Below are 24,541 nucleotides of genomic sequence, written 5' to 3'. Positions count from 1 at the left end.
GGTCGTGTGGCTGGCTATAGACTTCGACCCTTCGAAGTCTAGTGGCGCTCGATGAAGAATACCAGAGGTGATCTGTGACAATCTCAAAATATGCCTGCGGGGGTTGCTCGCGGGTCGCGCCATGGATCTGTGCTATAGACTGTGGAACATGGGAATTGCCGAACTGTCTTCTAGCGCCCAGGATTATCTCAAGGTCATCTGGGATCTTCAGGAATGGGACAAGGGCCCTGTCCAGCCCACTGCGGTGGCCGAAAGGACGGGCATGAAACAGTCGACGGTCTCGGGCGCGCTGGGTCGTCTGGTCGATGCCGGTCTGGTCACTCACAGGCCTTACGGCAAGGTGGAGCTGACCCAAACCGGTCGTCGCTATGCGGTCACCATGGTCCGGCGCCATAGGCTGCTGGAGACCTTCCTGGTGCAGGTTCTCGGTTACGGATGGGATGAGGTGCATGAGGAGGCGGACAGCCTTGAGCACGCCGTCTCTGACAAGATGGTGGACCGCATCGACGAATATCTGGGACACCCCACTGCGGATCCACACGGGGATGCCATACCATCGGCTGACGGAGATCTGCCTGATATGCCGGCTACCAGTCTTCTATCCGAGGTGCCGATAGGCTCAAAGGTCTGCATTCAACGAGTCAGCGACGAGGATTCGGACATCCTCAGGTATCTCGTTCGTCTCGGTCTCGTGCCTGGGAGTATTCTGCGTGTGGAAAGCAGGGAAAACAAGGACGGGATTGCGAAGTTTCAGGTGAGTACTCTTGCGCCTGCTGCTCCGGCAACTTCTCCCACGGAGTTGGGCAGTAATCCGGCGACGAATTTGGAAGCGCAGAATGAGGATGCTCAGAATGTCGTCGATGTGGACTTAAAAGCCGCTGATCTGATTCAGGTCAGTATGGCATGATGGTGATGGCTATAGTCAGATGCCAAGAATCTGTGCGGGTCAAATCCAATGCCAAGGAACAGTCAGTCGGGCAGATTCCGGCGTAATCCTTAAGGGTGCAGGTATGGATGCAGATACGAGAAAAGATCGCGACCTGGGCCAAGAAAAAGTGGTTGGCTCATCTGCCTTGGTAGCATGCCCGCTGGCACGTGATCGTGCCATTCGCAGATCGGCAGATACAAGTTCCTCTTCGTTTTCTCGGTTGCATAGACATGCCCATATATATGCGGGACTGTTCGGAATTCTGATCGCCTTGACACTGGTGCTGGTTTGGTTCTCTCGCACTGGAGATATTTGGTTGTCTCCGATTCAGGAAATCGATGCCCCTTCTCATTATTATTTCATTCGTAAGCTGCTTAGGAATGGTCTATCGGTTGCGCTGACTCTGAATCCCAATGACTCGTTTTATCCGCCTTTGTTTCATCTTCTGGTTTACGGGATCATGCGGTTGTGCGCATTGTTTGGCATCGACATCACTATATTTGCTGGTGTCAATCTGATTTGGATTGCTTATGCCGGTTTGATTTTTCCTATGGGCATGCTGCTCTGGACCTCGTATTTCCTGGATGGGCTGTGTACTTGGCAACGTTGTCTGCTTTCTGCCGCTGTGCCCATATTGTCCGTCATTTCAGCGGCTTTCCCATATTGGACTCTGAGTGCTGGTCCCCTCTTTGCCTATGGTCTGGGGACTGCTTTGCTGCCTTTTGCGCTTTATGCCGGTCTGCGACTCATTGATGCTGTGACTGCTGAACGTGCAGATGGCCCTCGTCATATATTGCAGTGGGCGATCGTCAACATCGTTTTTGGATTGCTTGTCATGCTGGCTCATCCACGTGTTGCCTTTACCTACCTGGTGCTGATAGGGTTTTTCGTTCTCTTCAGATTGCCGTGGCGTTGGATTCTTGCGGCTCTCGGAGGTCTGGGAGTCGCGGTTCTGTTCTTTGCCTTGTATGTGATGCGCCGTGATCATGGGAAGGATTTCCTGCATCCGTCCAATTGGTTTCACACTTATCAGCCTACGCGGAGCCTGTCTGAAGCCTTCCGAATTGTCATTACTGATTTTCTGCCTGGTATTTCCGGCCTGGCAATGGCTGTCTGCCTGGTGCTTTCCATTGTGTCTGCACTGGCTCTGAGCGGCAGACGGTTCAAGGATGGTTTGGCACTTGTTCTCTCATATGTACTGATAGGGGTGATTTTCGTATGTGCAGCTGCGGTTAAGGGGCCACTGGCTAATGTGCTTACCGCTGCTTGGTACCGAGGAGAGACTCGGCCATTGACAATGATCCCGCTTGGCGTTGTGCCTCTGTTGGTTTTCGGTATGCGATGCCTATTCCAATACAGACCGGACACAAATAAGAGGTCTTTCGTGTCGGTTCTCTATAGAGAGTACGGATCGAATTTTGTAGTAGTTCTTCTCTTGGTCTGCTTGACAACTGCGGCCTGCTTCTTTAACCCCACTCGGGAGGCGGTAGCATCGAGCGTGGCTCGAAACACGGGTTTTACTAAGACTGACCAATCGGAGCAGCTTACCGACCGGAAACGTCAAGTGCTTTCTCAAGTCAACCAATTGGTGGGGCCGCATTCCACTGTAATTGCTGATCCGCTCAACGGATCCATGTATGGGATGACACTGTATGGCATAGACATGCTGTACCCGGTATATAACCCCATGGATACCAAGAATGGCAAGGTCTTTGGTCAGGTAGAACACGCGTTCGCTTCCGGGGATCCCGAGCTCATGTTGAGCACGACTTGTCCGGTCACTACCAGCTATGACAAAGGGGCCGAAAACAGGACTGCAACTCCAACGAATAAGTACCTGCTTACTATGGGCGATCAGGCATCTGATCTGCAAATGTTCACCTATAAAGCCCAGTATTATCCGTTCCATAATCAAGCACTTTTCGATAGATACATAAAATCGGGGGCTCTTCAGAAGATCAAGGACTTCGGGTCACCTGTTGGAGGTAGTCAGCCTTGGGAACTCTACCGTTTATCGTGCAGCTAATAAATGCCAACACCAGGCGGTGCGTGTTCATTGATGAGGGTAATGAGTGTACAAGATCACTGTGGCCTATTCCGGGATATGCCTAGATCAATGAAATTGGGCTTCTGAGGAAAGACGGCAATAGCAGTTAGTGCCGCTTCGATAAAGTGCAATAATCAGTTGTATTGCCTGTTAATAACACTACGGGATATGGTACGCTATAATCAGTTAATTCACGAACATGGTCGTTAGCAGATATAGGCAAGTATGTTTTATCATTCCGTATACTCTTCGAGAGTAGCTGAAGCAGGGATGAACTATTGACCAGGGTAGAAGTCGTGCAGTGTTTCCGGCCGGTCAGGCTGAGATAGTACTTCATTCCGGTAAAGGGTAGATTATGATAGTCGAAGTATATTTGCCTTGTTATTGTGCTGTCATTAGCGGCTTCCCTTGCAGGGCGAAGAGAAGATGCGAAGGAGTAACAAGCGATGCTGTACGGTTTGACGATATCTCTGGTTATGCCATGCCGTAATGAGGCAAAGCATCTGGCTCGGATGGTTGCCGCTATTCCCGATTTCTACGACGAGATAATCTGCGTCAGCAATAAATCCACTGATAATACGGTTGCAATTGGTCGACAGCTTGAAAAGTTGTATCCACGTTTCCATTTACTTGTTGATGATCGTGTAGTCTCTGGAATCGGTTATGGGTTTGCTCATATGACTGGAATCAGTAGAGCCAAGAGTTCGATTATCGTATGTGCAGATTCCGACGGTACTTATCCTATCGAAGATCTTCCGCGTATCTTAGGCATTATGAAAAACCGTAGTCTGGTCTTTGCTTCCTGCTCACGGTATCCAGATAAAAACATTCCTTTCACCCTGCAACTGGGGGTAAAAGTCCTGAACCTTGAAATTTTCTTTCTTTATGCAATCATCATTCATGACTCCCTGTCTGGGATGTGGGTATTCGAGCGTAGTGTTGTCCCTTCCCTGCATTTGACGGAGGGCGACTGGAACCTTTCTCCCCAGATCAAACTTAATGCTCATAAATATCTGGGTGATCGTTTCGGCGAAATTAAAGTTACTCAGCGAACTAGGCTTGGAGAGACAAAACAGTCCTACGTAAAAACCGGGCTGGGTCATTTGAAATGGATCTTCAAAAACCGCTTTACTCAGCGTGAGGGTATCCAATCTGCCGATTAAAACGGTAATGTAACTACTCACATCGATATCAAAAATTACAGGCCATAATCTTCTACGAAGCTGGACGTCCTTGGGTCATTAATTTTAGATCGCCTCGGTATTCTGACTTTTCTTCGTGGTTTCCTCTCCAGTTTCCTTTATTTTTGGCGGCTGTGTCTTATTGGATTCTGCTTTGGAATCTTTTGTGGCAGTGAGGTTTTCGCCAGGGGCATGGAAGACGATGCAGACTAGGAGGGGAAGAAAAGGTTCAAAGTACCTGGCCTGAATTCCCTTGATGGAATCACCAATCCTCATCAGAGGCAGTGTGTTCCAAGTGAGCATCATTGCTGCATAGACCATATAAATAAGGAGGAGGAAAGCAAAAGCCGAGGTGATCTGGTATCGATATATGCTTATAAATTCTCGAGTTGAAGTAACTTTGTATCGGGGACGGGGGAAGTTGTGGATGAGCAATCCCAAGGCCAGACCAATTATGACTACTAGGAGGATTGAGGGAGCGCCTAGTCTAAGCAGCTGCATAGGTTCTCTCATGAAGTTCCACGCCACAGCTATGAACATCCTCAATGGATGGCGAATCATGAAGATTAAATTCTGAGAGACGGATGCTTCAGCCCAAACAGTTGAGTACAAGGATGACCAGGTACTATACACTGCCAGTATGATGAGGGCGGAGAAACCCAAATAAAGAGCTTTCCGTTTGGTCGAGAGAATCCGTCGAGGCAGGACGAGAATCAATATAACAAGACTTGCGTAGACCGTTTTGCACATGAACAAGAGCACTGTGAGCACCGATACGGCTATCATCTCCGTCCTTGTGGCGGGCTGGTTACGTGTGGTGATGGCCATGAAGAGGGCGATAAATACGGCGCACAGGCTGATAAAAAGAGAATCTGCCATGAGACTCGATGCGATGAACATACCATGTGGCAGTGCACCGATGATAGCCAAAAATATTTTCCCTCTAGGGATGATAACAATGGCTAGGCAGAACATGATGGTGTAAACCAGCAGGTTGCTCATCCGACCCAATTGCCAAGTCTGGTAAGGGGATTGATGCGTATGAAGGCCCATCCAGATGCCCATAGCCTGCGGCAGGAATACAGCCGGGAAATATTGGTTGGCGCGGTTCGTGAGTTTAAGGGAATCTGTGGTGACTTCCCTGCTTGGTGCCGAATTATTAACAGCCTTTTGAGCCTCAATTGCTGGATCATAGTCTGCTGTCTGGTTCAGAAGAGTCGCTACTAATGCGTTCTGGCATCCCTGAAGACTTAGAAAGCGGGAATCGCCGTGAAGCTGCTGGATTTTGGTTGTATTACCGTAGTGATCTACGTGTAGATCGGGTTTGTTGAGAATTTGTCCGGTGGCAGCGGCGTACGAGGCATAGGCATGAATATTTGGATCGGGTAAGGACAGCGCACCCACTGTCGTGATATAGAAGCTGCCTTGGAGCAAGGCGAACATAAGAAAGAACAGCAGAGCCCCTTTGCTCTTTTTCAGGGCTCGTATTGGTTGCTTTTGCATGTTTGGGCTCCTGCCGATAAGCATATTAGAAGATAATAAGTATGCGCTGATGCTGGACGATAAAGTAGGCATTGACGATGCCGAGGATCACGGCTATTGCATTGGAGAAGCATTCTCTGCTCTGGGAGTTTCCTCAATAGAATCGGTCGGTGTCTGCGGGGCTCGAGTGGTTGATGTCTTCTCGGGCGGGAAGAAACAGATACTGGTCATGAGGGGCAGAAGCGGGGTGAGATACCTCCCCTGAAACCCCTGTATCGCATGGACGGTCCTCATGACAGTCATATCGTTCCAAGTGAGATCAATGAAGAGGAAGGCCAGGAAAGCTGCGCAGAAGAACGCGACGATGGAAACCCAGACGTACCGGTATCGACGTATAGAAGCAGACGGAGAGTTCTGGCCCGCCGCCATATATCTGTCGGAAGTGAACAGAATGATCCAAGCCGTCAGCACGACGAGTGTAGGAACCAAGGCAGTTGGACCGATTTTCAAGAGCTTTTTGGGGAACTCTATAAGATTCCAAGAAATAGTGAATATGACCTTTAAGGGGTGCCTGAACATGAAATGGGTGTTGTCAGCAATGCTAGCGATTGCCGGTACAATCTGATAGAACGAACTCCACAAGCCATAAATTGGGAGTGCAATCAGGGCTGATATGCCTGTGAATTTGGCCTTGCGTTTCGTTGTCATTAGTGACTTAGGTAGTGCCCATACCAACAGAGCCAGTGCCACGTACACCGTTTTAAAGAGGAAAAGGCAAACAGTGAGTCCTATAAGGATTCCCATCTGACCTCGGGTTACCGGTTTATCGTGGGTTGAGAGGGAGAAGAAATAGGCGATGAAGCATGTACAGATACTGATGAACATGGCATCTGCCATGAGGCTGGATGCTATGAATATGGTTGGGTAGAGCGAACTCAGTATGGCTATGAAATACTTCCCTTTGGGAATCATTGTGATGGCCAGGCTGATTAGGAGGAGGTAGAAGGCAAAATTCGCTATTCTCCCGCATTGCCAGACGTTGTAGGGACTAAGGCCCGTGTGGAGTCCGATCCATACACCTATCCCTTGTGGCAAGTAGACCAGAGGGAAGTATTGGTTTGCACGCGAAGGAAATGTCTTGTCAGGGAGAGTGACTTGGGAAGACGGCCTCTGATCGGCCAAGCGTTGATTGCCTATGTAAGGGTCGGTGGCCATGGGGTCACCGATGATGTCCATCACTAACGCGTTGTTCATGCCCTTGTTGTGGAGGAATCGGGAGTCACCTGAAATATGCTGGCTCTTTATTGTGTTTCCGAATGTGTCCGTATGACGCTCTGGCAAATTCATTATTTGCCCGGTTGCCATGGCATACGAGGCGTTGGCATGCATGTCACCATCTGGCAGGGTCAGGGCTCCGACATTGGTCAGAAAGACCATGCCCTCGAATATGGAAATAATGAGGAAGAACAATACCGCAAAGGTGCTGTGACTGTTTAATCGTTTAGCTTGCAGTTTCACGCAGGCCCCCTTGCTTAGCGACCATAGAGGCCCGTAGCTGAATACAACAGAGGTACATTAGCACACCTAAAAAAGGAAGTAGCATTATCGTATAATAGTTCGCATGGCAGATTTCTTTTCACCCAGTAACATCCTTGTGACCGGCGGCTGTGGATTTATAGGCTCCAACTTTGTTCACTATGTAGTTGATCATCATCCTAATGTGCACGTCACCGTATTGGATGCGCTTACCTATGCCGGCAACCTAAAGAATATAGAGGGGCTACCGAAAGACAGGGTCGAGTTTGTTCATGGCAATATCTGCGATGAAGAGCTGTTAAATAAAATCGTACCCGACCATGATGCTATCGTGCATTATGCTGCAGAGTCCCATAACGACAACTCGATAATGAATCCCGAACCCTTTGTACAGACAAATGTTGTGGGTACTTTTAGACTCCTCGAAGCTGCTCGCAAGTACGATGTCCGTTATCATCATGTGAGTACAGACGAAGTTTATGGCGACCTGGCCCTTGATGATCCATCTAGGTTCACAGAAGAGACACCCTATCGTCCTTCAAGCCCATATTCGTCAACGAAAGCTTCTTCGGATCTTCTGGTCCGTGCCTGGTACAGAACCTTTGGGGTTCGAATGACTATTTCCAACTGCAGCAACAACTACGGTCCTTACCAGCACGTGGAGAAGTTCATTCCCCGTCAGATCACCAATATTCTGGATGGAATTCGCCCAAAACTCTACGGCGACGGTCTCAACGTCAGGGATTGGATTCATACCGAAGACCATTCAAGTGCTGTCTGGACTATTCTGACCAAGGGTCGTCTGGGGGAGACCTACTTGATTGGAGCAGACGGGGAACGCAACAACATCGATGTTCTCCGCGACATCCTTAGAGTAATGGGCCAGCCTGAGGATGCCTTCGACAAAGTCAAGGATCGTCCGGGGCATGACCGCCGTTATGCAATTGACTCCACCAAACTTCGTACCGAGCTTGGGTGGAAGCCTGTGCATACAGATTTTGAAAGTGGCTTGGAGCAGACAATAGATTGGTATAGGAATAACCGGGATTGGTGGGAGCCTGCTAAGGCAGCCACCGAAGCGAAATATCGTCGCAACGGACAGTGACCGTGAGGACAACACGTCGGGATGCGAAGTTGCTTTCTGCGTTGCTCGAGTGATATTCGCTTCCCCCTAGTGATGAAAGATGATCGATCCCGTAAGAAAGTGACTAAATAGTAACCATGTCTTTTGATTTCGAAAAAGAGTTGAAGGTCACCAAGACCAACATTCCCGGGCTTTTGGTCTTTGACCTGCCAGTGCACGGTGACAACCGAGGCTGGTTCAAGGAGAACTGGCAACGGGCCAAGATGACGGAACTCGGTCTGCCTGATTTCCACCCGGTGCAAAACAACATCAGCTTCAATGCCAGCCGTGGCGTTACCCGCGGTATCCATGCCGAGCCCTGGGACAAGTTCATTTCCATCGGGAGCGGTGAGATTTTCGGTGCCTGGGTGGACCTCCGCCCAGGCGAAGGGTTCGGACAGGTGTTCACCACCCGGCTGGATCCCTCCAAAGCCATCTATGTACCTAGGGGAGTGGGCAACAGTTTCCAGGCCCTGGCCGATAATACGGTCTACACCTATCTGGTCAATGCCCACTGGTCCCCGGAGCAGAAGAAGACCTATACCTTCGTTAACCTCGCTGACCCCCGGCTCGGCATTGAGTGGCCCATACCGCTTGATCAGTGCGAACTGAGTGAAGCGGATAAAAACCACCCCATGCTGGCCCAGGCCAAGCCCATGGCTCCGCGCCGAACCCTGGTGACCGGCGCTAGCGGCCAGCTGGGGCGGTCCATCCGTCAGTATGTGCAGGACCACGATCTTCAAGGGTTCGAATTCACGAACATCGAGGACTTCGATTTCTCCGATCCTGAGGCATACGACCAGTTCGACTGGAGTCTGTACGGTACCATCATCAATGCGGGTGCCTATACCGCGGTCGATATGGCTGAGACGGACCAGGGGCGGCAGGATGCTTGGAAGTCCAACGCCGTAGGGCCGGCAATGCTGGCCAAGGTCGCGGAAGAACACAACATGACCTTGGTGCATGTCTCCAGTGATTACGTTTTCGATGGGCATCAGGAGGAGCACACTGAGTCCGAGCCCTTCGCCCCTCTCGGCGTGTACGGTCAGACCAAGGCCGCAGGGGACATAGCGGTTTCGAATATACCCCGCCATTACATTCTCCGCTCCAGCTGGGTGATTGGTCAGGGGCATAATTTCGTTAAGACCATGATGAGGCTTTCCGACCGAGTGGCTAATCCTGATGACGGTCTCGACTCAGTTACCGTCGTAGACGACCAAGTTGGCAGGCTGACCTTCACCGATGATATGGCTGCAGCCATCTTCCACCTCCTGGATTCGCGGGCGCCATACGGTACCTACAACCTGACCGGCTCGGGGTCTATCGCCTCTTGGGCCGAAATTGCAAGTCGCGTCTTCGAGCAGACCAATGGCAACGGCGACAAGGTGAAACCGGTATCGACCGAGGACTACTATGCGGGAGCCGCCGGCCCTATTTCCCCGCGTCCGACAAACAGTGCCCTCTCTCTGGATAAAATCAGAGCCGCCGGCTTCCATCCCAAGGATTGGGAGGGCGCCCTAACGGATTACATCCAGTCCATTCTCGACTCCCGCTGAGTATCCTGCTCCCGGCCAGACCGCTATGCGGGGGAACCGCAGAGATTTTGTCACTCATCGATTCCTGCTGGCGGTCGGCAGTAAGCTGTCTTAAGTTTGACACGGATGTAAGAGTCTTAAGAAAGGCGTCACGTGATGAGAGGCATCATTCTTGCAGGCGGTTCGGGCACGCGGCTGTATCCGCTGACCACCGTCACTTCCAAGCAGCTGCTTCCGGTGTATGACAAGCCTATGATCTATTACCCCCTGAGTGTTCTCATGATGGCGGGAATAAACGAGATACTGATCATTTCCACCCCGATGGACATAGGTAATTTCCAGCGACTCCTAGGCGATGGGAGCCGGTATGGCATTAGACTCTCCTACAAGATCCAACCCAGCCCGGACGGTCTGGCCCAGGCATTCATCCTGGGTGAGGACTTCATCGATGGCGAACCCTGTGCCTTGGTTCTGGGCGACAACATCTTCTACGGGAACGGCCTTGGTCGCACTTTGAGGAGTGCAGCCGGCAACCAGCACGGGGCAACGGTGTTCGGCTATTACGTGGACGATCCGGAGCGGTACGGCGTGGTCGAGTTCGACAAAGACAACAAGGTCGTCAGCATTGAGGAGAAACCAGAGCATCCGGCCAGCAACTATGCGGTGACCGGACTGTACTTTTATGACGAGAGGGTCACTGAGTTCGCTAAGCAGGTTAGGCCCTCGGCACGCGGTGAGTTGGAAATCACTGATCTGAATCGTCTTTACCTTCAAGATGGATCACTATGTGTTCAGACACTGGGACGCGGCTATGCATGGCTGGACACAGGGACCATGGATTCCCTCTATGAAGCCGGCGAATTCGTCAGAACTGTTCAAAAGGCTCAAGGCCTGCCTATCGCTGTTGTGGAGGAGGTGGCCTATGAGAATGGCTGGATCACCCGTGAAGAATTGGTTGAAGCAGGCCAGAGGTATGGCAAGTCTCCATACGGGCAGCATCTGTTGGATGTTGCCAACAACAAGATCATCTTCAAGAAACATGTGGATCAAGCCTGACGATTCAGGAACCTGCATCGAGAGGTGCAGATTCTGTGCTCAGGAACCACTGGGGAGATAGCATTGAAGATTACAGAAATTTTCAACAAAAAGAATCGACTGTTGCTCAAGGCCATGGTCTCCACAGACTTTAAGTTGCGGTATCAGGAATCTGTCTTGGGGTACCTGTGGTCGGTTCTCAAGCCTCTTATGCTCTTTGCCATTATGTATGTTGTCTTTGTGCGCTTCATGCGTTTCGGAGCAGACGTGCCGCACTTTGCAGTGGCGCTCTTACTTGGCATCATACTATGGAACCTCTTCAATGAAACAACGACAGGAGGTATGCTCTCGATTGTAGGGCATGGAGACCTTCTGCGTAAGATTTACTTCTCCAAGTATGTGGTTGTTGTCGCATCATCTATGAGTGCCCTGATCAATTTCGGATTCAACTTTATCGTTGTCATCGTCTTCGCCTTGATCAATGGTGTCAAACCATCGTGGTCTAACCTGCTCATTGTACCAATTGTATTTGAACTGTATCTCTTGGCCTTGGGCATCGCTTTCTTTCTTAGTGCGCTCTATGTTAACTTGCGCGACCTGAACCCTATCTGGGAGGTCGTGACTCAGGCCGGGTTTTATGCAACGCCAATCATCTATCCGATTAGCATGATTTCCTCCAAGGCTGGCATCTATGGCCCTATTTTTGCCAAGCTGGACCTCTTACTGAACCCTATGGCCCAGATAGTGCAGGATGCCCGACATGTGCTGATTTCCCCGGCTAACCCCACATTATGGGAATGGGAAAGCAACTTTTTTATCGCCTGCTGGCCCGTCGTTTTTTCCCTGCTGATCTTCCTGTTAGGCCTGAGGTTCTTTACTGTTAAATCTAAGTACTTCGCGGAGCTGGTATAAATGAAGTTTTCAAATAAAACCGACAGCTTGCCTGAGGATGTGGCTCTGAGGGTTTCCCATGTGTCCAAAGACTTTAAACTGCCCTATGAGAAGACCAACAGCCTTAAAGGTGTCGTCTTCAACACTATTCGTCGTCAGAATGGATACACCATTCAGCACGTGCTCAAGGACATTTCCTTCGAGATAAAGAAAGGCGACTTCTTCGGTATTGTCGGCAAGAACGGTTCCGGAAAGTCCACCCTTCTGAAGATCATCTCCCGGATTTACTCTCCCAACAGCGGTAAAGTCCAGGTCAATGGGAAATTGGTGCCTTTTATCGAGTTGGGCGTGGGATTCAACCCTGAACTTACGGGCAGGGAGAACGTATACCTGAATGGCGCCATGCTTGGGTTTACCAGGGAAGAGATCGATGATATGTACGATGATATCGTCGACTTTGCTGAGTTGGGTGACTTCATGGAGCAGAAGCTGAAGAACTACTCCAGTGGCATGCAGGTGCGGCTTGCTTTCTCTGTAGCAATCAAATCTCAGGGTGACATCCTTGTTTTGGATGAGGTACTGGCTGTAGGAGACGAGGCTTTCCAAAAGAAATGTCAGGATTATTTCTTCGAAGCCAAGCGTGAGAAGAAAACCATAATCCTGGTCACCCACTCTATGAGCGATGTGCGCAAGTTCTGCAATAAGGCCATGCTGATACAAGATGGAGTAATCTCCAAGTTCGGCATGCCGGATGACGTGGCCAGCGCATATTCCGATTACTTCCTAGAGCAGCAGCAGAAAGCCGTGCAGAAAGACAATGAAGCCGTTCGCCTGGAGCATGGTAACGGAATCCGGATGGTTGATGTACAGGTCACAACCAACGGGAGGAGCACACAGCTCCTCGATATAAACCAGAACTTCACTATAAAGATCGTGTTCGAGTGTGATCGGGATATACCTCGTGGAGTCTTCGCCATCAACCTAATTGATCAGCAGGGCAGGGTGGCTCTGGCCACCTCGAACAAGGTCAATTCGGACAAAGACACCTTCACTAAGGGACGTCATGAAATTGTATTCGAAATCGAGAATGTGTTGGCTTCTGGAGATTATCACGTCAATATCGCAGCCGCCTCAGGAAACGACCTTCTACTCAAGCAATCGACTGTGTATCAGTTCCAGGTTCGCAAGGCTAAGCTCTATGACCAAAGCTTGACTCACCCTAGGATCAGTGTAAAGCTGATTTGATGATGACATCTAGGCGAATGCAGGGCAAACGTGTACTCATTACCCAGAGCTCTTTGGATCGCATAGGAGGTAGTGAGGTCCAAGCTCTAGAGCTGGCCCGATATCTTCAGAGTGTCGGATGTATCGTTACGGTCTATGCCTGGATTGTCGATGATCTTGTCGGTTCCTTATTCGCTCAGTCCGGTGTTCGGATCATTACCAGCAATATGGTGGATTCTGCAGACTTGCACATGACGGATTTTGACCTCATCTGGGTACAGCATGAGGTCCTGCCTAAGACCTTTTTCCAACAGCTCGAAGGACTGGGTTCCGGTCCGCGCCCGTGCGTGGTCTTCTCTCATATGTCTCCTTATCGTGAAGTCCATCTGGAGCAGCCCTATACATATGATTTGGAGAACCGGATTGCGGATCGGATCGTATTCAATTCCTCAGGAACTCTCGAGGCTCAGCAGGGGTACTTTTCCAAGGACGATTCACGCCTTGCCATATATCCCAACCCTGCACCGATGAGCTTCGTCGAGAAGCGTCATACCATTCGACCTGACTTGGGCAGAATTCTCATTGTCTCAAACCATACACCGTCCGAACTTCTCCGAGCAGTTGACTCCCTCAAAGCGCGGGGCCTAATGGTGGACCGGCTGGGCGATGTGACCGAGCAAGCCAACTCTTTGACGACGCCGGATCTGCTGGACAGATATGATTGCGTCGTAACCATCGGTAAGACCGTGCAATACTGCCTGGTTCAGGGCATACCAGTCTTCATCTATGACAGATTTGGCGGACCAGGCTATTTGACGGCGGAAAACTATGAGCAGGCTGCTCGGTTCAATTTCTCTGGCAGAATGGAGGGGTCCTGCCCATCCTTGGTTGATGAAATCAATCGCCGGAGCATAATCGATGGCCCGACCTTAGCGGCTCAGATTCTTGAGGGATATACTGCCGCCTGCGATTTTCAGACAGCTCGGCACGATGAGTTCATTCGTCGCTTTGCCATTGACGGGGCCGTGAACCGGGTAGTTGGCGACATGTCTGCCAGACCAGAGTCTTTAACAGGCATAGATAAGGGTTATGTCGATTATCTATTTCGGAACAGCCAGATGGTCGAGGATTATGTCCGCTCCAACCAACTAGCCAACAACCCCAGATTGGCTTTTTACCGGCAACAGATCCAACTGTTCCGAGGTAAGAATAGAGCTTTTTCTATTGACGACCAGACGACACTTTGTGAATCCATGCATGAGGAGAACCATCTTGAAATACCGGCGGGGGATCATAGCATCTTTCGAATCGATTTTGGCGAACTGCCATGCCTGATTACCGATCTAACTGTCCATGCAGCTGCTGCAGCCAAGGTGAAAGTTAGCTCAAATGCCTCTTTTGAGAATGCGGGTACTCTGTTCTTTCTCTCTGCTGATCCTCAACTTTATATTGAAACAGATCCGCCGGGCAGGGAGGTATCACTGACTGCTCGCGTATATCCTCTTGACCATGTCCCTCCTCAGCCTCTGGCCATATTGACCGAAAGGATCCGAAGGCATCAGGACAGCGACCGTGCTGATCTTGAGCGGTGGCAACGATTCAGGAGTCAGACGCTTGTGGCCTTATTGATCAAAATCCGTAGGGCTCTCAGAAGTGCGAAGACGAGGAAGAAAAAGGATGATCGTTCATAGCGCCACAAATTATGAGATTTCCATTGAGGATCTGGTGAGAAACCCCACGGCTGGCACCGTAACGGTGTCCGGTTGGGCTGTGGATACCTATCGCAAGATCGAGTTGGGCATGCGATCAAAAGATAAGGATGTAACCGTTGAACGGCAGGCCAGACCGGACATCACCACGACTTTTGAGCTGGAATCGTCGGCTCGACCAGGATTTGCTGCTGTAGTTCCCGCTGACAAGAAGTCATTCAGTCTTTTCTTCATGATTAATGGTGCTGAGCGACCGATTCAGATAGACCTGTCCCGCTTGGAACAGAGACTCAGAAAAGATAGGAAGAGGCAACGCCTGAAGCAGATTGCCTACCGTCTTATTCGAGATTCCTTCTCGGCCAATGTGAGGGCTTTGTTGAAGCATTTGAAGAGAAAGGTTACCAAGCGGCAGAAGTTCTATGACGAGTGGATACGGACCCACGAGGTAGAAAATCCCGAGACGGCGAAGCGTGCCATAGAGGGGTTTGCCGAGAAACCACTAATTTCGATAGTGATTCCCGTGTACAACGTGGATGAGCAATGGCTGCGCAAGTGTGTGGACTCCATGAGAGACCAATGGTACTCAAACTGGGAACTGTGCTTGGCTGACGACCACTCTTCTGATGGGTCAGTGCGGACACTGCTGAAAGACATATCCGCCAGTGATCCTCGAATCCACGCAGTGTTCAGGGAGAAGAATGGTGGCATAGCTGCTGCCACGAACTCTGCAATCGAGCTAGCCAAGGGGCAATATATCGGCTTCATGGACAATGACGATGAGCTTGCCCCCAACGCCCTCTACGAAGTGGTCGTGGCGATCAATTCAGATCCCACCATTGATTTTATCTACACGGATGAGGATAAAATCACAGAAAAAGGAATCAGATTTGATCCCTTCTTCAAGCCGGATTTTTCTCCACACCTCTTGCTGAGCCATAACTACATTACCCACTTCGTGACCGTTTCTAGAGCCTTACTGCAGAAAGTCGGAGGCTTGAACCCAGCCTTCGACGGGAGCCAGGACTACGACTTCGTTCTCAGAGCGACCGAGCAGGCGAAGAAGGTTCACCACATTCCACAAATTATGTATCACTGGAGGACCCTTTCCAGCTCCGTGGCGGGGGACCCCCGTAGCAAGATGTATGCTTATAAGGCTGGCAAGTCTGCGCTCGAAGATGCTCTTGAGCGTCGGGGGATCGATGGCAATGTCAGTATGCTCGATAACCTGGGCACTTACAAGATCGACTACCATGGCGAAACACCCTCAGTGGCTGTTGTTGCTTCAGGATATTCGGAAGAAATGCTCCATGAACTTGAGGCAAGAACAGACTATCCTCGGGTGAGGTTTGTGCCGACTGGCGGGAAAAGTTGTGACGAAGTTTCGCGCGGCTGCGACGAGGACCTCTTGGTTTTCTTGGATAGGAAGAGCCCCAAGAGAGCTGACTGGCTGACCGAGATGGTCAACTATATCCGTGACAATAAGGTTGGCGTAGTCGGTGGCAAAATCATGGATGATCAAGGCCGTGTTGCCAATGTGGGGGTTACTCTTCGGGCAATGAAAGCAGGCCGGCCTTTTGAAATGCGAGGAGATTGGGATCAGGGCATCGGTTACTACTTCCGTGACCTTCTACCTCGAGATATGTTCGCCGTTACGGAGGACTGCATGGTCACTAGACGGCAGGATTTCGAGAGAATGAGAGGGTTCGATGAGTCTCTTCCTGCAGGTCTTCAGGGCATTGACTACTGTGCGAGACTGCAGCAGGAGCATGGGCTTACCGCTCTCTGGCAGCCTTATTCCCTCTTTGTCGACAAAACAGAAAATCTGACGGAGATATCCCGCGACGACTTGGATAGATATCTGGCTGCTCATAAGGACTTGGTTGATCCTTTCGCCTCGGCTTTCTTCCCCTCCCTGGAGCCAGGCCACGCCCCCGTCGAGGGATCCATTGACCAGATTCTGATTTCTTCGGATTCCTCCGCCATTACGGTTACAGGTTGGGCTGCTGACTTAGAAGCGCATGAGCCGGCGTTGATCGACATATCACCCGATGAGAATGTCCGTCTGGAAAAAATGGAGCGGGTACTTCGTCCAGACGTGAATATGGCCATGGCCATGCCCATCGATTCAGAGCTTGGGTTCAAGGTAAGGATCGGTTTGCCAAACGGGCTGGCGGCCTTTCGCGCTGAGCGCCCCGCGCTGGTCTTTTCAGGCCCTTCCGGTCAGGTTTCAATGGCTTTGAAAGTGCCTCACTCACGGGCGATGTCAAGGTTCGAGGATCTGCTCAGACGGGCTGCTGCTATAAGGCATCCGCGTCGTCTTGCCCGGCGCATTTCTGATCGCTTCTTGGCACCTCGCCGGCAGAAGAAAGCTTACAGAAAGCTCATCGCTCGCACAGAGCATTACGATAGAGCGGTTGTTGAGTCCAATATCGAAGGGTTCGCATATAAGCCTCTGATCTCTATCCTGGTACCTGTCTATAACGTCGAGCCACGGTGGTTGCGTGCCTGTGTGGATTCCGTCCGCAACCAGTATTACTCCAACTGGGAGCTCTGCCTGGCTGATGATTGTTCCACGGATCCACGTGTGGCTGAAGTTCTCAAACAACTGAGCACAGAGGACGAGCGTATCAAGGTTGTGTTCAGAACAGAGAACGGGCACATATCGCGGGCAACCAACTCAGCCCTCGATGTTGCAACCGGAGAATTCATAGCTCTAGTCGACAATGATGATGAACTGTCTCCTCAGGCCCTTTTTGAGGTGGTTAAGCGACTCAATGCAAAACCTGAAACGGACTTGGTCTATAGCGATGAGGACAAGGTGGACGAGCAGGGTCATCGGTTTGATCCGCATTTTAAGCCTGACTACGAGCCTGATCTTCTCCTGAGCACAAACTACATCAGTCATTTGGGTGTTTACCGAAGGTCTATTGTCAATAAAATCGGTGGTTTTCGGACGGGATATGAAGGTTCCCAGGATTACGACATGCTTCTGCGGTTCATTGAGCAGACCGAGTCTTCAAGGATCCAGCACATAGCAAAGGTGCTCTATCACTGGAGAACTCTGCCCACCTCGACCGCCTCCAGCAGTGGTGCCAAAGATTATGCATCCGAAGCAGGAGTACGTGCGCTTCGCTCGGCCATGGGACGCAGGGGAATTGACGCCGAGGTGGTATCCGCGGGCCCAAGTGGCATTTACGACGTCCACTATGGAATTGACAGCTCGGCCTTGGTGTCAGTGATTATTCCCACCAAGGATGGCTATGACAATATTGAGCGGTGCATGGATTCGCTGATCGGGAAGACCCAATACCCCAACTATGAGGTGCTCATTGCCGATAACGGCAGCAGGAACCCGGCCATGAAGAAGCTGTATGCCAGGTACAAGGAGCGCCTGGGCGACCGGTTCAGGGTGCTGGAACTGGATATTCCCTTCAACTTCTCCCGCATCAACAACCTGGCCGCCAGGGAGGCGAGAGGGGAGTACCTTCTCTTCCTGAACGACGACACCCAGGTCATCAGTCCGCTCTGGATGACGCGCATGGTCTCCTTCGCCCAGCTGCAGCGGGTGGGGGTTGTTGGCGCGAAGCTCTATTACCCCGTCAACACCATCCAACATGCCGGCATTGTTCTGGGGCTTGGAGGCGTGGCCGGGCATATCATGGTCGGTACGCCGCGGACCCACCTTGGCTATTTCGGCAGACTCATCGAGAACGTCAACTACTACGCCGTAACGGCGGCATGTTGTATGGTCAAGGCCAAGGATTTCCAAGCTGTGTCCGGTTTCGACGAGGATCTCGCGATTGCATACAACGACGTTGATTTGTGTGCGCGGATTCATGATCAGCTGGGCAAGGACAATGTCTGGGCCCATGAGGCTGAGCTCTACCATTTCGAATCGGTGACCCGGGGAAGCGATGCCAAGGACAAGCAGAAAAGGGCGAGGTTGGAAAGAGAGTCGGAGGTTTTCCGGCGTAAACACGTCGAGGCGGTTGAAAACGATCCCTACTACAATCCCAATCTCTCCAGAACTTCAGGTAACTTTTGGATCCGAGAGGACTGAACATCCAGCCGGCTAGGCCATATTCTTGATCCGGGCGTCATAGACCAGCTTTTCTAGATGCCTGACCCAGGTCGAGATGGTGCAACGGATTCTCTGGAAAAGCCCCATGCTCTGGAAGAGGGCATCGGCTCGCTTCCGGTCTAGACGCAGTTTCTGCTGGTTTTTCGGGTCTGACCCTGCTGCAGCGGTTTCCGACCGGAGTCCATCCCAAATAGAGTAGTAGCTACGCATAGGGGTGATCCCACTGTCCAGAGCTAGTTTGAAATTTGTCAGGCCTGCAGCGACGTTATCTCGGTAGAAGTTCATACTGCGGAGGGCATGCGTTACGGACGAGGGAGACTGCAGCCAGTAGTACAGAACCGTATCAATGTCTGCTACCTTAGACATTCGTCGGTATAGCGGGCCAGCCACCATGATGTCCTGCGCATAGCGGCCGGGGGGGAAGCGGATGCCTTCCCACAGCCCAGCTTTGTAAAGTCTGCACCAATTGGCCTCGTTGAAATACCTGGCCTCACCAGATTTGCCCGTCATGTCCATAAAGATCCGAAGACTCTTGCAGAAGTAGGTTTGATAGGCCTTGAGGGGGTTAGTGAAAACCTGGATGCTTCGGGGTGTGGCAGCACCGTGAGCAGCTTCATTGACAATAGATCCTATTTGGGAAGAGCCAAATTGCTGCCATCTGGCTTTGCTCATGTCGGCATCAGTAGATTTCAGGGCGTGGAGAAGTAGCTCGATGTTTCTCCTGTCAAGGACATCGTCGTTGTCAGCGAAAGCCAAATAGCGGCCCTTGCTGGCATCAAGACCTGCGTTTTGGGCTATGGAGATGCCTTGGTTTTCCTGGTGTATCACCTGGATGCGATGATCTCGGGCCGCGTATCGGTCACAAATGTCGCTGGATCCGTCTGTGGATCCATCGTCCACGAGAATAATCTGCAGGTGTTGGTAGGTCTGCCCGCAGATGGAATCAAGGCAGTATGGCAAGTACTGGGCCGAGTTGTACACAGGGATGATGATGGATACCAGGTCTTGGCTAACTGTCATAGCAGCCAGTCTAGTGGAGCCTTCTCATGATCTTGCACTGTGCGGAGAACCGACCGGTATTTAATGCTTGTAAGCTTCCTCCTTCTCCATACCGATTTGTCTCTGTTTTACAGCGGCTACGGCAAATCGTAGATGGATGGTTTCTAATGGGATGTGAAGCAAATGGTTTTTGTTCAGCATCCTTGCCGTGGTTCAGTCCGGCTAACGGTATATTATAGAAACATTGTTTGGTGGTTCCGGCGTTACATACAAGCCGGTCCGCCGGCTTTAAACACCCTCCTGTCACGGAAGGTCCGTGACCTGTAAGTCCAAAGGAGGTGGGTGATGTCTGCGCACAAGTATGAATTGATGTTCATTGCCGATCCGGCCATGGATGAGCGCTCGCTGAAGAAGCTGACCGACCAGTATCTCGAGGTGGTCACCAAGGAAGGCGGCTCCGTCGACAACATCGATGTCTGGGGTCGTCGCAAGCTGGCCTACGAGATCGACAAGCACAAGGAAGGCAACTACGTGGTGGTCGAGTACACCTGCGAGCCCTCCGCCAGCGCTGAGCTCGATCGTGTGCTCAACCTGAACGAGTCCGTCATCCGCACCAAGATTCTTCGCAAGGATGACAAGTAAGCAAACAGCAAAAGGACATAGAAGCGTCGGCTGACGTCCGGCCCTCGCGTCGAAAGTCCAAGGGTGCGGGATTCGCCCCCAGGAGGCCCATTCCCAAGTCCTCACTCCGAGGAAAGGTCGTGACATGGCGGGAGATACATACATCACCGTGGTGGGCAATCTCACTGCGGATCCGGAGGTGCGTACGACCTCCAACGGAGGCACGGTGGCCAACCTGACCATCGCGTCCACGCCCAGACAGTTCAATAGGAACTCGGGGCAATGGGAGGATGGCGACTCGCTCTTCATGCGTTGCTCGGCTTGGGATTCCACCTACAGTCCCATGGCTTCCAACATTCAGGCCAGTCTGACTAAGGGCATGAGGGTAATCGCCCAAGGTCGTCTAGTGCAGCGCTCCTATCAGGATCGTGAGGGCAACAACCGCACGGTTGTGGAGCTGCGTCTGGATGAGATCGGACCTGCACTGACACGGAACACCGCTCAGGTCACCAGGAACGCCAACACCGGTGGCGGAGGATCTCGCGGCGGTTTCGCCGGCTCCAACAACGGCGGCTACCAGGGTGGGGCATCCTACCAGGGTGGCGCCGGCGCGGCATCGGCCCCTATGGGTCGTCAGCAGCCAGCGCAGAGCCAGCAGGCCCCGGCCCAGGATCCTTGGTCATCGACCGGATCCGGCGATTCCTTCGGATCCTTTGGGTCCACCGGCGAGTTCGGTGGTTCTGGAGACGATCCCGAATTCTGAAGTTTCATAGCGTCATCATTTATTTAAGGAGTACCAATGTCACGTAAAAGGCCGCAACCGCCGGTCAAGCCCTTCAAGAAGAAGCCGAATCCTCTGAGGGCTGCCAAGATTCATACCATTGATTACAAGGACGTGGCTCTGCTGCGCAAGTTCATCTCGGACCGGGGCAAGATCCGTTCCCGCCGCATCACCGGTGTTACCGTCCAGGAGCAGCGCGAGATCTCCAAGGCTATCAAGAACGCCCGCGAGATGGCCCTGCTGCCCTACGCCACCAACGGTCGCTGAGGGAGGTCCGGATTATGGCAAAGGAAACCAAGGTAATTCTGACCGATACCGTGACCGATCTGGGTCATAAGGGCGACGTTGTCGGGGTCAAGCCCGGCTATGCGCGCAACTTCCTGATCCCCCAGGGACTGGCTTTCGCCTGGTCCAAGGGCGCAGCTGCACAGATCGAGTCCCTGCAGCGGGCACGCCGTGCCAAGTCCATGGCCACCCGTGAGGATGCCGTGGCAGCCAAGACCGCCATCGATGGCCAGACCGTCGAGATCGCAGCCAAGGTGTCTGATTCAGGCAAGCTCTTCGGCGGCATCTCCAATGATGCCATCGCCCAGGCTCTTCGCCCCTTGGCCGATGTGGATCCCCGAGCCATTTCGGTGGAGACCATCAAGACCACTGGCGAGTTCCCGGCCACTGTGGCCCTGCACCCCGAGATCTCGGCCGCTTTCACGGTCAAGGTCGTCGCCGAGTAGTAAATCTGATCTACTATCCCATAACGATTCTTTTTGCAATAGGGATCTGGGCTTAAGCAGGAGGCCTTCCCGCAGCAGATATATGCGCGGGAAGGCCTCCTTATGTGTTACGGCGGTTCGTTCGCCTAGAAATTGCCGCCATTCCAGCCCCAGTCGGTGGTGGCCGTATAGCGGATGTAGGTGCGGTTCTTGGGGATGGACAGCTCAGATTCCAGCGTGTCCATGATGGTCTTGGTCAAGCTTTCCCAGGCGGACTTGGGTACGTCGCTGCCGAAGACGTTGACCTCGACATAGGCTGCAGGCTTGCTGTCGTCACCGCCGAAATAGATGGGCATGTCCGACTCGAAGGGGCACATGAGCCAGCCCTCGGACTTGCCAGGGACAGCGGTGATGGCCTTGCCGTAGGCGGTCTTGATCCGTTCGCGCTGTTCTGCAGTGATGGGTGTGCTTACATGGGTGTGGATGACGGGCATGGTGCTTCCTTTCCGGTCCGTCCGGCATGACCAATCAGAATGATTCGGTTCGTCTGGCGGATGGCTGACTATTCCCGTCCCATAGTAGCCTCGACCGGGCCGGCTGGCTTAGCGCCAGCCGAAGGGACGATGACTCAGGGACCAGGCCCCCAGACGGTGAGCCACAGAACGGGGGTCGACCGGCTTGCCGGGGGCGGGAGCATCCAGCAGCCACTTGCGGATCAGGAAGTTCCAGATAGCCACCACCACGGTGGCTGTGATCTTGGCGATGTTGGCGTAGAGCAGGTAACGGGCGTGCATGGTGGTGATGGCGTCCGGCGGCAGCATGGCAGTGCCCATCCACAGGATCACCTCATTGATCCCCAGGCCGATCACCGAGGAGACCAGAAAGACCGCCATCTCCATCCACCGGGCCATGTCCTCCCTATGCTTGAAGACGTAACGCATGCTGGCCAGATAGTTGAAGACCAGGGAGATCAGGAAGGAGATGGCCCCAGCTAGGACATTGTTCAGGTGCGGCCCCATGATTAGCAGATTCATGATGCCGATGTCAATCAGGAAGGCGATGACGCCCACGATGCCGAACTTGAGCAGCTGTCCGATTAATCTACGCACGATAGCCCATTCAATCATTCCTGCTGTGCTCGCGGGGTAGCGGGAGCCGCTTGTGCGCAAAAGCCTTACGTTGCGCCCTCAGGCGGGCAGTTCGGTCAGAATGGGTTCCTCGGTGCTGTTTCGGATTTGACGGAACCCTACAAAGGCGATGGCCAGCGAGGTCAGAGCCAGAGCAGTGACCACCCCGAACCCGCCTTGGGATCCGTAACGGTCGATGAACTGCCCGGCCACAGCCGAACCCGCTGAGGACCCGATCGAATTCATGGCGCTCAGCCAAGCCATGCCTTCGGTGAAGCGGATGGGCGGCACCAAGTGGAGCATGAGCTGGTTGCCGTTGATCCAGGTGGGTGCCTGGCAGACGCCGATGATCAGGTAGATGATCATGATGGTCCACAGATTCCTGGCGAACATGAAGGTTCCGATGCCCAGGTTGACCACCAGCAGGCAGAAGTAGAAACGTTTCCAAAGGGGGATGGTCCAGTTCTTGGCCCCGTAAAGCAGGGCACCGACCAGGGAGCTGAAGGAGAAGCAGGCGAAGACGAATCCGGTCATCTGCTTCATCCCCTGTTCGGTGGCGAAGGCGATGATGGAGATGGATGCGGCGCTCTGGAAGGCTCCCAGGCCGAACCAGGTGGCGCAGACGGCGATCATGCCGGCGCTCCAGAAGGCGCCACTACGGCCGTTTCCGCCCTCCTGGTCCCGCAGGCGCGCCACTTGCTGAGCCTGGCGCTCCCGGTACTCCTTGCGGGTGATGCCCTGGGCGCGGGCCATGTCCGTCTGCGAGGGCGGCTCGGTCTCTCGGCAGGATAGGAACATAAAGGCCCCGACCAGCACACAGATCCCGGTAAAGGAGAAGGCCAATACGCCTGAAATGACCGCCAGGATGGAGGCCAGCGGGTTGCCGATCACCCACATGGCCTCGTCGAAGACCCCTGACAGGGACAGGGCCTGGTTGGTGGCTCGGTGGTCGCCGCGCAGCAGATGCGTCCACCGACTACGGCTCATGGCTCCCCAGGGCGGAATGGCCGCCATGAACGGGGTGACCAGGTAGAGCACCCAGGTGGGGGCGTGGGCGGTGATGGCTGTGATCAGGACCGTGGCTGCGACGATCCAGACCAGAACCGTGGGGATGGAGACCTGTCGCTGGCCGAACTTGTCGACCATCTTGCCCAGCATGGGGCTGACCAGGGCCAGGGCCACGGCCTGGATGGCGGTCAGGGCTCCGGCCAAGGAGTAGCTGCCGTAGTAGTGCTGCACCGAGATGGTGATGGTCATGCCCACCATGGGGAAGGGCATGGAGGCGATAACCGACCCCACTGCGAACCGTGCCGTGTGAGGCAGTCGCAGGAGCGCCGAGTATCCCCCGAAGACCCTGTGACCGGCTTCGACCAGAGCCGCTTTCAATTGCCGTGGCATGGGTTGTTCACCTCACATTCCTTAAGTGTTTTCGCAGTCCCGAAGCATGTTTTCTCCAGAACCTTCCAGATGCATGAAAGGGATATAGGGCTGCTGGGGGACTGCTACAGTGGTAACCATATCGGCGCCTGAT

The 24,541-nt window shown here is 52.7% G+C and carries 20 protein-coding genes; 14 read left to right on the top strand and 6 right to left on the bottom strand.

From position 1 onward, the window contains the following. The first annotated feature begins 148 nt into the window (after positions 1-148). The 3 genes from H3T92_RS06760 to H3T92_RS06750 all read left to right on the top strand — a co-directional run bounded on the left by H3T92_RS06760 (position 149) and on the right by H3T92_RS06750 (position 4,138). Positions 149-907: a metal-dependent transcriptional regulator gene (locus H3T92_RS06760; protein WP_144085276.1), complete on the top strand. Its 759-nt coding sequence runs from the start codon at positions 149-151 to the stop codon at positions 905-907. Positions 908-1,010: 103 nt separating this feature from the next. Further along, positions 1,011-2,954, top strand: a complete 1,944-nt coding sequence (locus H3T92_RS06755) for a DUF6541 family protein (RefSeq protein WP_144085277.1) — start codon at positions 1,011-1,013, stop codon at positions 2,952-2,954. A gap of 467 nt (positions 2,955-3,421) precedes the next feature. Beyond that, positions 3,422-4,138, top strand: coding sequence for a glycosyltransferase family 2 protein (locus tag H3T92_RS06750; RefSeq protein WP_144085278.1), 717 nt, complete (start codon positions 3,422-3,424; stop codon positions 4,136-4,138). 84 nt (positions 4,139-4,222) lie between these two features. Here H3T92_RS06750 and H3T92_RS06745 read toward each other — a convergent pair whose 3' ends face one another. Further along, positions 4,223-5,659, bottom strand: a complete 1,437-nt coding sequence (locus tag H3T92_RS06745; RefSeq protein WP_186279351.1) for a DUF2142 domain-containing protein — start codon at positions 5,657-5,659, stop codon at positions 4,223-4,225. A 93-nt stretch (positions 5,660-5,752) separates the two neighbouring features. After that, positions 5,753-7,156: a DUF2142 domain-containing protein gene (locus H3T92_RS06740; protein ID WP_144085280.1), complete on the bottom strand. Its 1,404-nt coding sequence runs from the start codon at positions 7,154-7,156 to the stop codon at positions 5,753-5,755. A gap of 103 nt (positions 7,157-7,259) precedes the next feature. Here H3T92_RS06740 and rfbB point away from each other — a divergent pair, with 103 nt between their 5' ends. From rfbB to H3T92_RS06705, 7 genes are all read left to right on the top strand, one after another. Continuing rightward, positions 7,260-8,279: a dTDP-glucose 4,6-dehydratase gene (rfbB, locus tag H3T92_RS06735; RefSeq protein ID WP_144085281.1), complete on the top strand. Its 1,020-nt coding sequence runs from the start codon at positions 7,260-7,262 to the stop codon at positions 8,277-8,279. A gap of 116 nt (positions 8,280-8,395) precedes the next feature. Further along, complete coding sequence (locus tag H3T92_RS06730) at positions 8,396-9,853, top strand: sugar nucleotide-binding protein (RefSeq protein WP_144085282.1); 1,458 nt, start codon at positions 8,396-8,398, stop codon at positions 9,851-9,853. 135 nt (positions 9,854-9,988) lie between these two features. Then, positions 9,989-10,888 (top strand): glucose-1-phosphate thymidylyltransferase RfbA, encoded by a 900-nt coding sequence (gene rfbA, locus H3T92_RS06725; RefSeq protein WP_024628093.1) that lies wholly within the window; start codon positions 9,989-9,991, stop codon positions 10,886-10,888. A 63-nt stretch (positions 10,889-10,951) separates the two neighbouring features. Next, positions 10,952-11,779: an ABC transporter permease gene (locus H3T92_RS06720; RefSeq protein ID WP_082067665.1), complete on the top strand. Its 828-nt coding sequence runs from the start codon at positions 10,952-10,954 to the stop codon at positions 11,777-11,779. Beyond that, positions 11,780-13,003, top strand: a complete 1,224-nt coding sequence (locus H3T92_RS06715; protein ID WP_144085283.1) for an ABC transporter ATP-binding protein — start codon at positions 11,780-11,782, stop codon at positions 13,001-13,003. Positions 13,004-13,020: 17 nt separating this feature from the next. After that, a complete protein-coding gene (locus H3T92_RS06710) occupies positions 13,021-14,673 on the top strand; it encodes a glycosyltransferase (protein WP_198189643.1) in 1,653 nt (550 codons plus the stop codon). Next, positions 14,660-18,751 carry a glycosyltransferase gene (locus tag H3T92_RS06705; RefSeq protein WP_144085285.1) on the top strand — a complete coding sequence of 1,364 codons (4,092 nt, stop codon included), beginning with the start codon at positions 14,660-14,662 and terminating at the stop codon, positions 18,749-18,751. Before H3T92_RS06710 ends, H3T92_RS06705 begins: the two co-directional genes overlap by 14 nt. 12 nt (positions 18,752-18,763) lie before the next feature. Here H3T92_RS06705 and H3T92_RS06700 read toward each other — a convergent pair whose 3' ends face one another. Beyond that, positions 18,764-19,792: a glycosyltransferase family 2 protein gene (locus H3T92_RS06700; RefSeq protein WP_144085286.1), complete on the bottom strand. Its 1,029-nt coding sequence runs from the start codon at positions 19,790-19,792 to the stop codon at positions 18,764-18,766. Positions 19,793-20,116: 324 nt separating this feature from the next. Here H3T92_RS06700 and rpsF point away from each other — a divergent pair, with 324 nt between their 5' ends. From rpsF to rplI, 4 genes are all read left to right on the top strand, one after another. After that, entirely contained in the window at positions 20,117-20,413 is a 297-nt protein-coding gene (rpsF, locus tag H3T92_RS06695) for a 30S ribosomal protein S6 (protein WP_015021308.1), read from the top strand. Positions 20,414-20,537: 124 nt separating this feature from the next. After that, positions 20,538-21,155: a single-stranded DNA-binding protein gene (locus H3T92_RS06690; RefSeq protein ID WP_045923912.1), complete on the top strand. Its 618-nt coding sequence runs from the start codon at positions 20,538-20,540 to the stop codon at positions 21,153-21,155. A gap of 36 nt (positions 21,156-21,191) precedes the next feature. Next, on the top strand, positions 21,192-21,440 hold the full coding sequence (gene rpsR / locus H3T92_RS06685) for a 30S ribosomal protein S18 (RefSeq protein ID WP_015021310.1): 249 nt from the start codon (positions 21,192-21,194) through the stop codon (positions 21,438-21,440). A gap of 14 nt (positions 21,441-21,454) precedes the next feature. After that, complete coding sequence (gene rplI / locus H3T92_RS06680; RefSeq protein ID WP_144085287.1) at positions 21,455-21,904, top strand: 50S ribosomal protein L9; 450 nt, start codon at positions 21,455-21,457, stop codon at positions 21,902-21,904. 125 nt (positions 21,905-22,029) lie between these two features. Here the strand turns inward: rplI and H3T92_RS06675 are convergent, their stop codons facing one another. From H3T92_RS06675 to H3T92_RS06665, 3 genes are all read right to left on the bottom strand, one after another. Then, on the bottom strand, positions 22,030-22,377 hold the full coding sequence (locus H3T92_RS06675) for a phenylpyruvate tautomerase MIF-related protein (protein ID WP_101431892.1): 348 nt from the start codon (positions 22,375-22,377) through the stop codon (positions 22,030-22,032). Positions 22,378-22,485: 108 nt separating this feature from the next. Continuing rightward, positions 22,486-22,992: a GtrA family protein gene (locus H3T92_RS06670; protein WP_144085288.1), complete on the bottom strand. Its 507-nt coding sequence runs from the start codon at positions 22,990-22,992 to the stop codon at positions 22,486-22,488. A 78-nt stretch (positions 22,993-23,070) separates the two neighbouring features. After that, positions 23,071-24,408, bottom strand: a complete 1,338-nt coding sequence (locus H3T92_RS06665) for an MFS transporter (protein WP_198189642.1) — start codon at positions 24,406-24,408, stop codon at positions 23,071-23,073. Positions 24,409-24,541: the final 133 nt, after the last annotated feature.

This window comes from Bifidobacterium sp. W8112 (assembly GCF_016101425.1).
Lineage (GTDB): Bacteria > Actinomycetota > Actinomycetes > Actinomycetales > Bifidobacteriaceae > Bombiscardovia > Bombiscardovia apousia.
This window is presented reverse-complemented; position numbering and strand designations above follow the sequence as displayed.

Bases quoted from the DNA above. Each gene is read 5' to 3' on its own strand.
- H3T92_RS06760 (WP_144085276.1), top strand. From the start codon at position 149: ATGGGAATTGCCGAACTGTCTTCTAGCGCCCAGGATTATCTCAAGGTC.
- H3T92_RS06755 (WP_144085277.1), top strand. From the start codon at position 1,011: ATGGATGCAGATACGAGAAAAGATCGCGACCTGGGCCAAGAAAAAGTG.
- H3T92_RS06750 (WP_144085278.1), top strand. From the start codon at position 3,422: ATGCTGTACGGTTTGACGATATCTCTGGTTATGCCATGCCGTAATGAG.
- H3T92_RS06745 (WP_186279351.1), bottom strand. From the start codon at position 5,659: ATGCAAAAGCAACCAATACGAGCCCTGAAAAAGAGCAAAGGGGCTCTG.
- rfbB (WP_144085281.1), top strand. From the start codon at position 7,260: ATGGCAGATTTCTTTTCACCCAGTAACATCCTTGTGACCGGCGGCTGT.
- H3T92_RS06730 (WP_144085282.1), top strand. From the start codon at position 8,396: ATGTCTTTTGATTTCGAAAAAGAGTTGAAGGTCACCAAGACCAACATT.
- rfbA (WP_024628093.1), top strand. From the start codon at position 9,989: ATGAGAGGCATCATTCTTGCAGGCGGTTCGGGCACGCGGCTGTATCCG.
- H3T92_RS06715 (WP_144085283.1), top strand. From the start codon at position 11,780: ATGAAGTTTTCAAATAAAACCGACAGCTTGCCTGAGGATGTGGCTCTG.
- H3T92_RS06710 (WP_198189643.1), top strand. From the start codon at position 13,021: ATGCAGGGCAAACGTGTACTCATTACCCAGAGCTCTTTGGATCGCATA.
- H3T92_RS06705 (WP_144085285.1), top strand. From the start codon at position 14,660: ATGATCGTTCATAGCGCCACAAATTATGAGATTTCCATTGAGGATCTG.
- H3T92_RS06700 (WP_144085286.1), bottom strand. From the start codon at position 19,792: ATGACAGTTAGCCAAGACCTGGTATCCATCATCATCCCTGTGTACAAC.
- rpsF (WP_015021308.1), top strand. From the start codon at position 20,117: ATGTCTGCGCACAAGTATGAATTGATGTTCATTGCCGATCCGGCCATG.
- H3T92_RS06690 (WP_045923912.1), top strand. From the start codon at position 20,538: ATGGCGGGAGATACATACATCACCGTGGTGGGCAATCTCACTGCGGAT.
- rpsR (WP_015021310.1), top strand. From the start codon at position 21,192: ATGTCACGTAAAAGGCCGCAACCGCCGGTCAAGCCCTTCAAGAAGAAG.
- rplI (WP_144085287.1), top strand. From the start codon at position 21,455: ATGGCAAAGGAAACCAAGGTAATTCTGACCGATACCGTGACCGATCTG.
- H3T92_RS06675 (WP_101431892.1), bottom strand. From the start codon at position 22,377: ATGCCCGTCATCCACACCCATGTAAGCACACCCATCACTGCAGAACAG.
- H3T92_RS06665 (WP_198189642.1), bottom strand. From the start codon at position 24,408: ATGCCACGGCAATTGAAAGCGGCTCTGGTCGAAGCCGGTCACAGGGTC.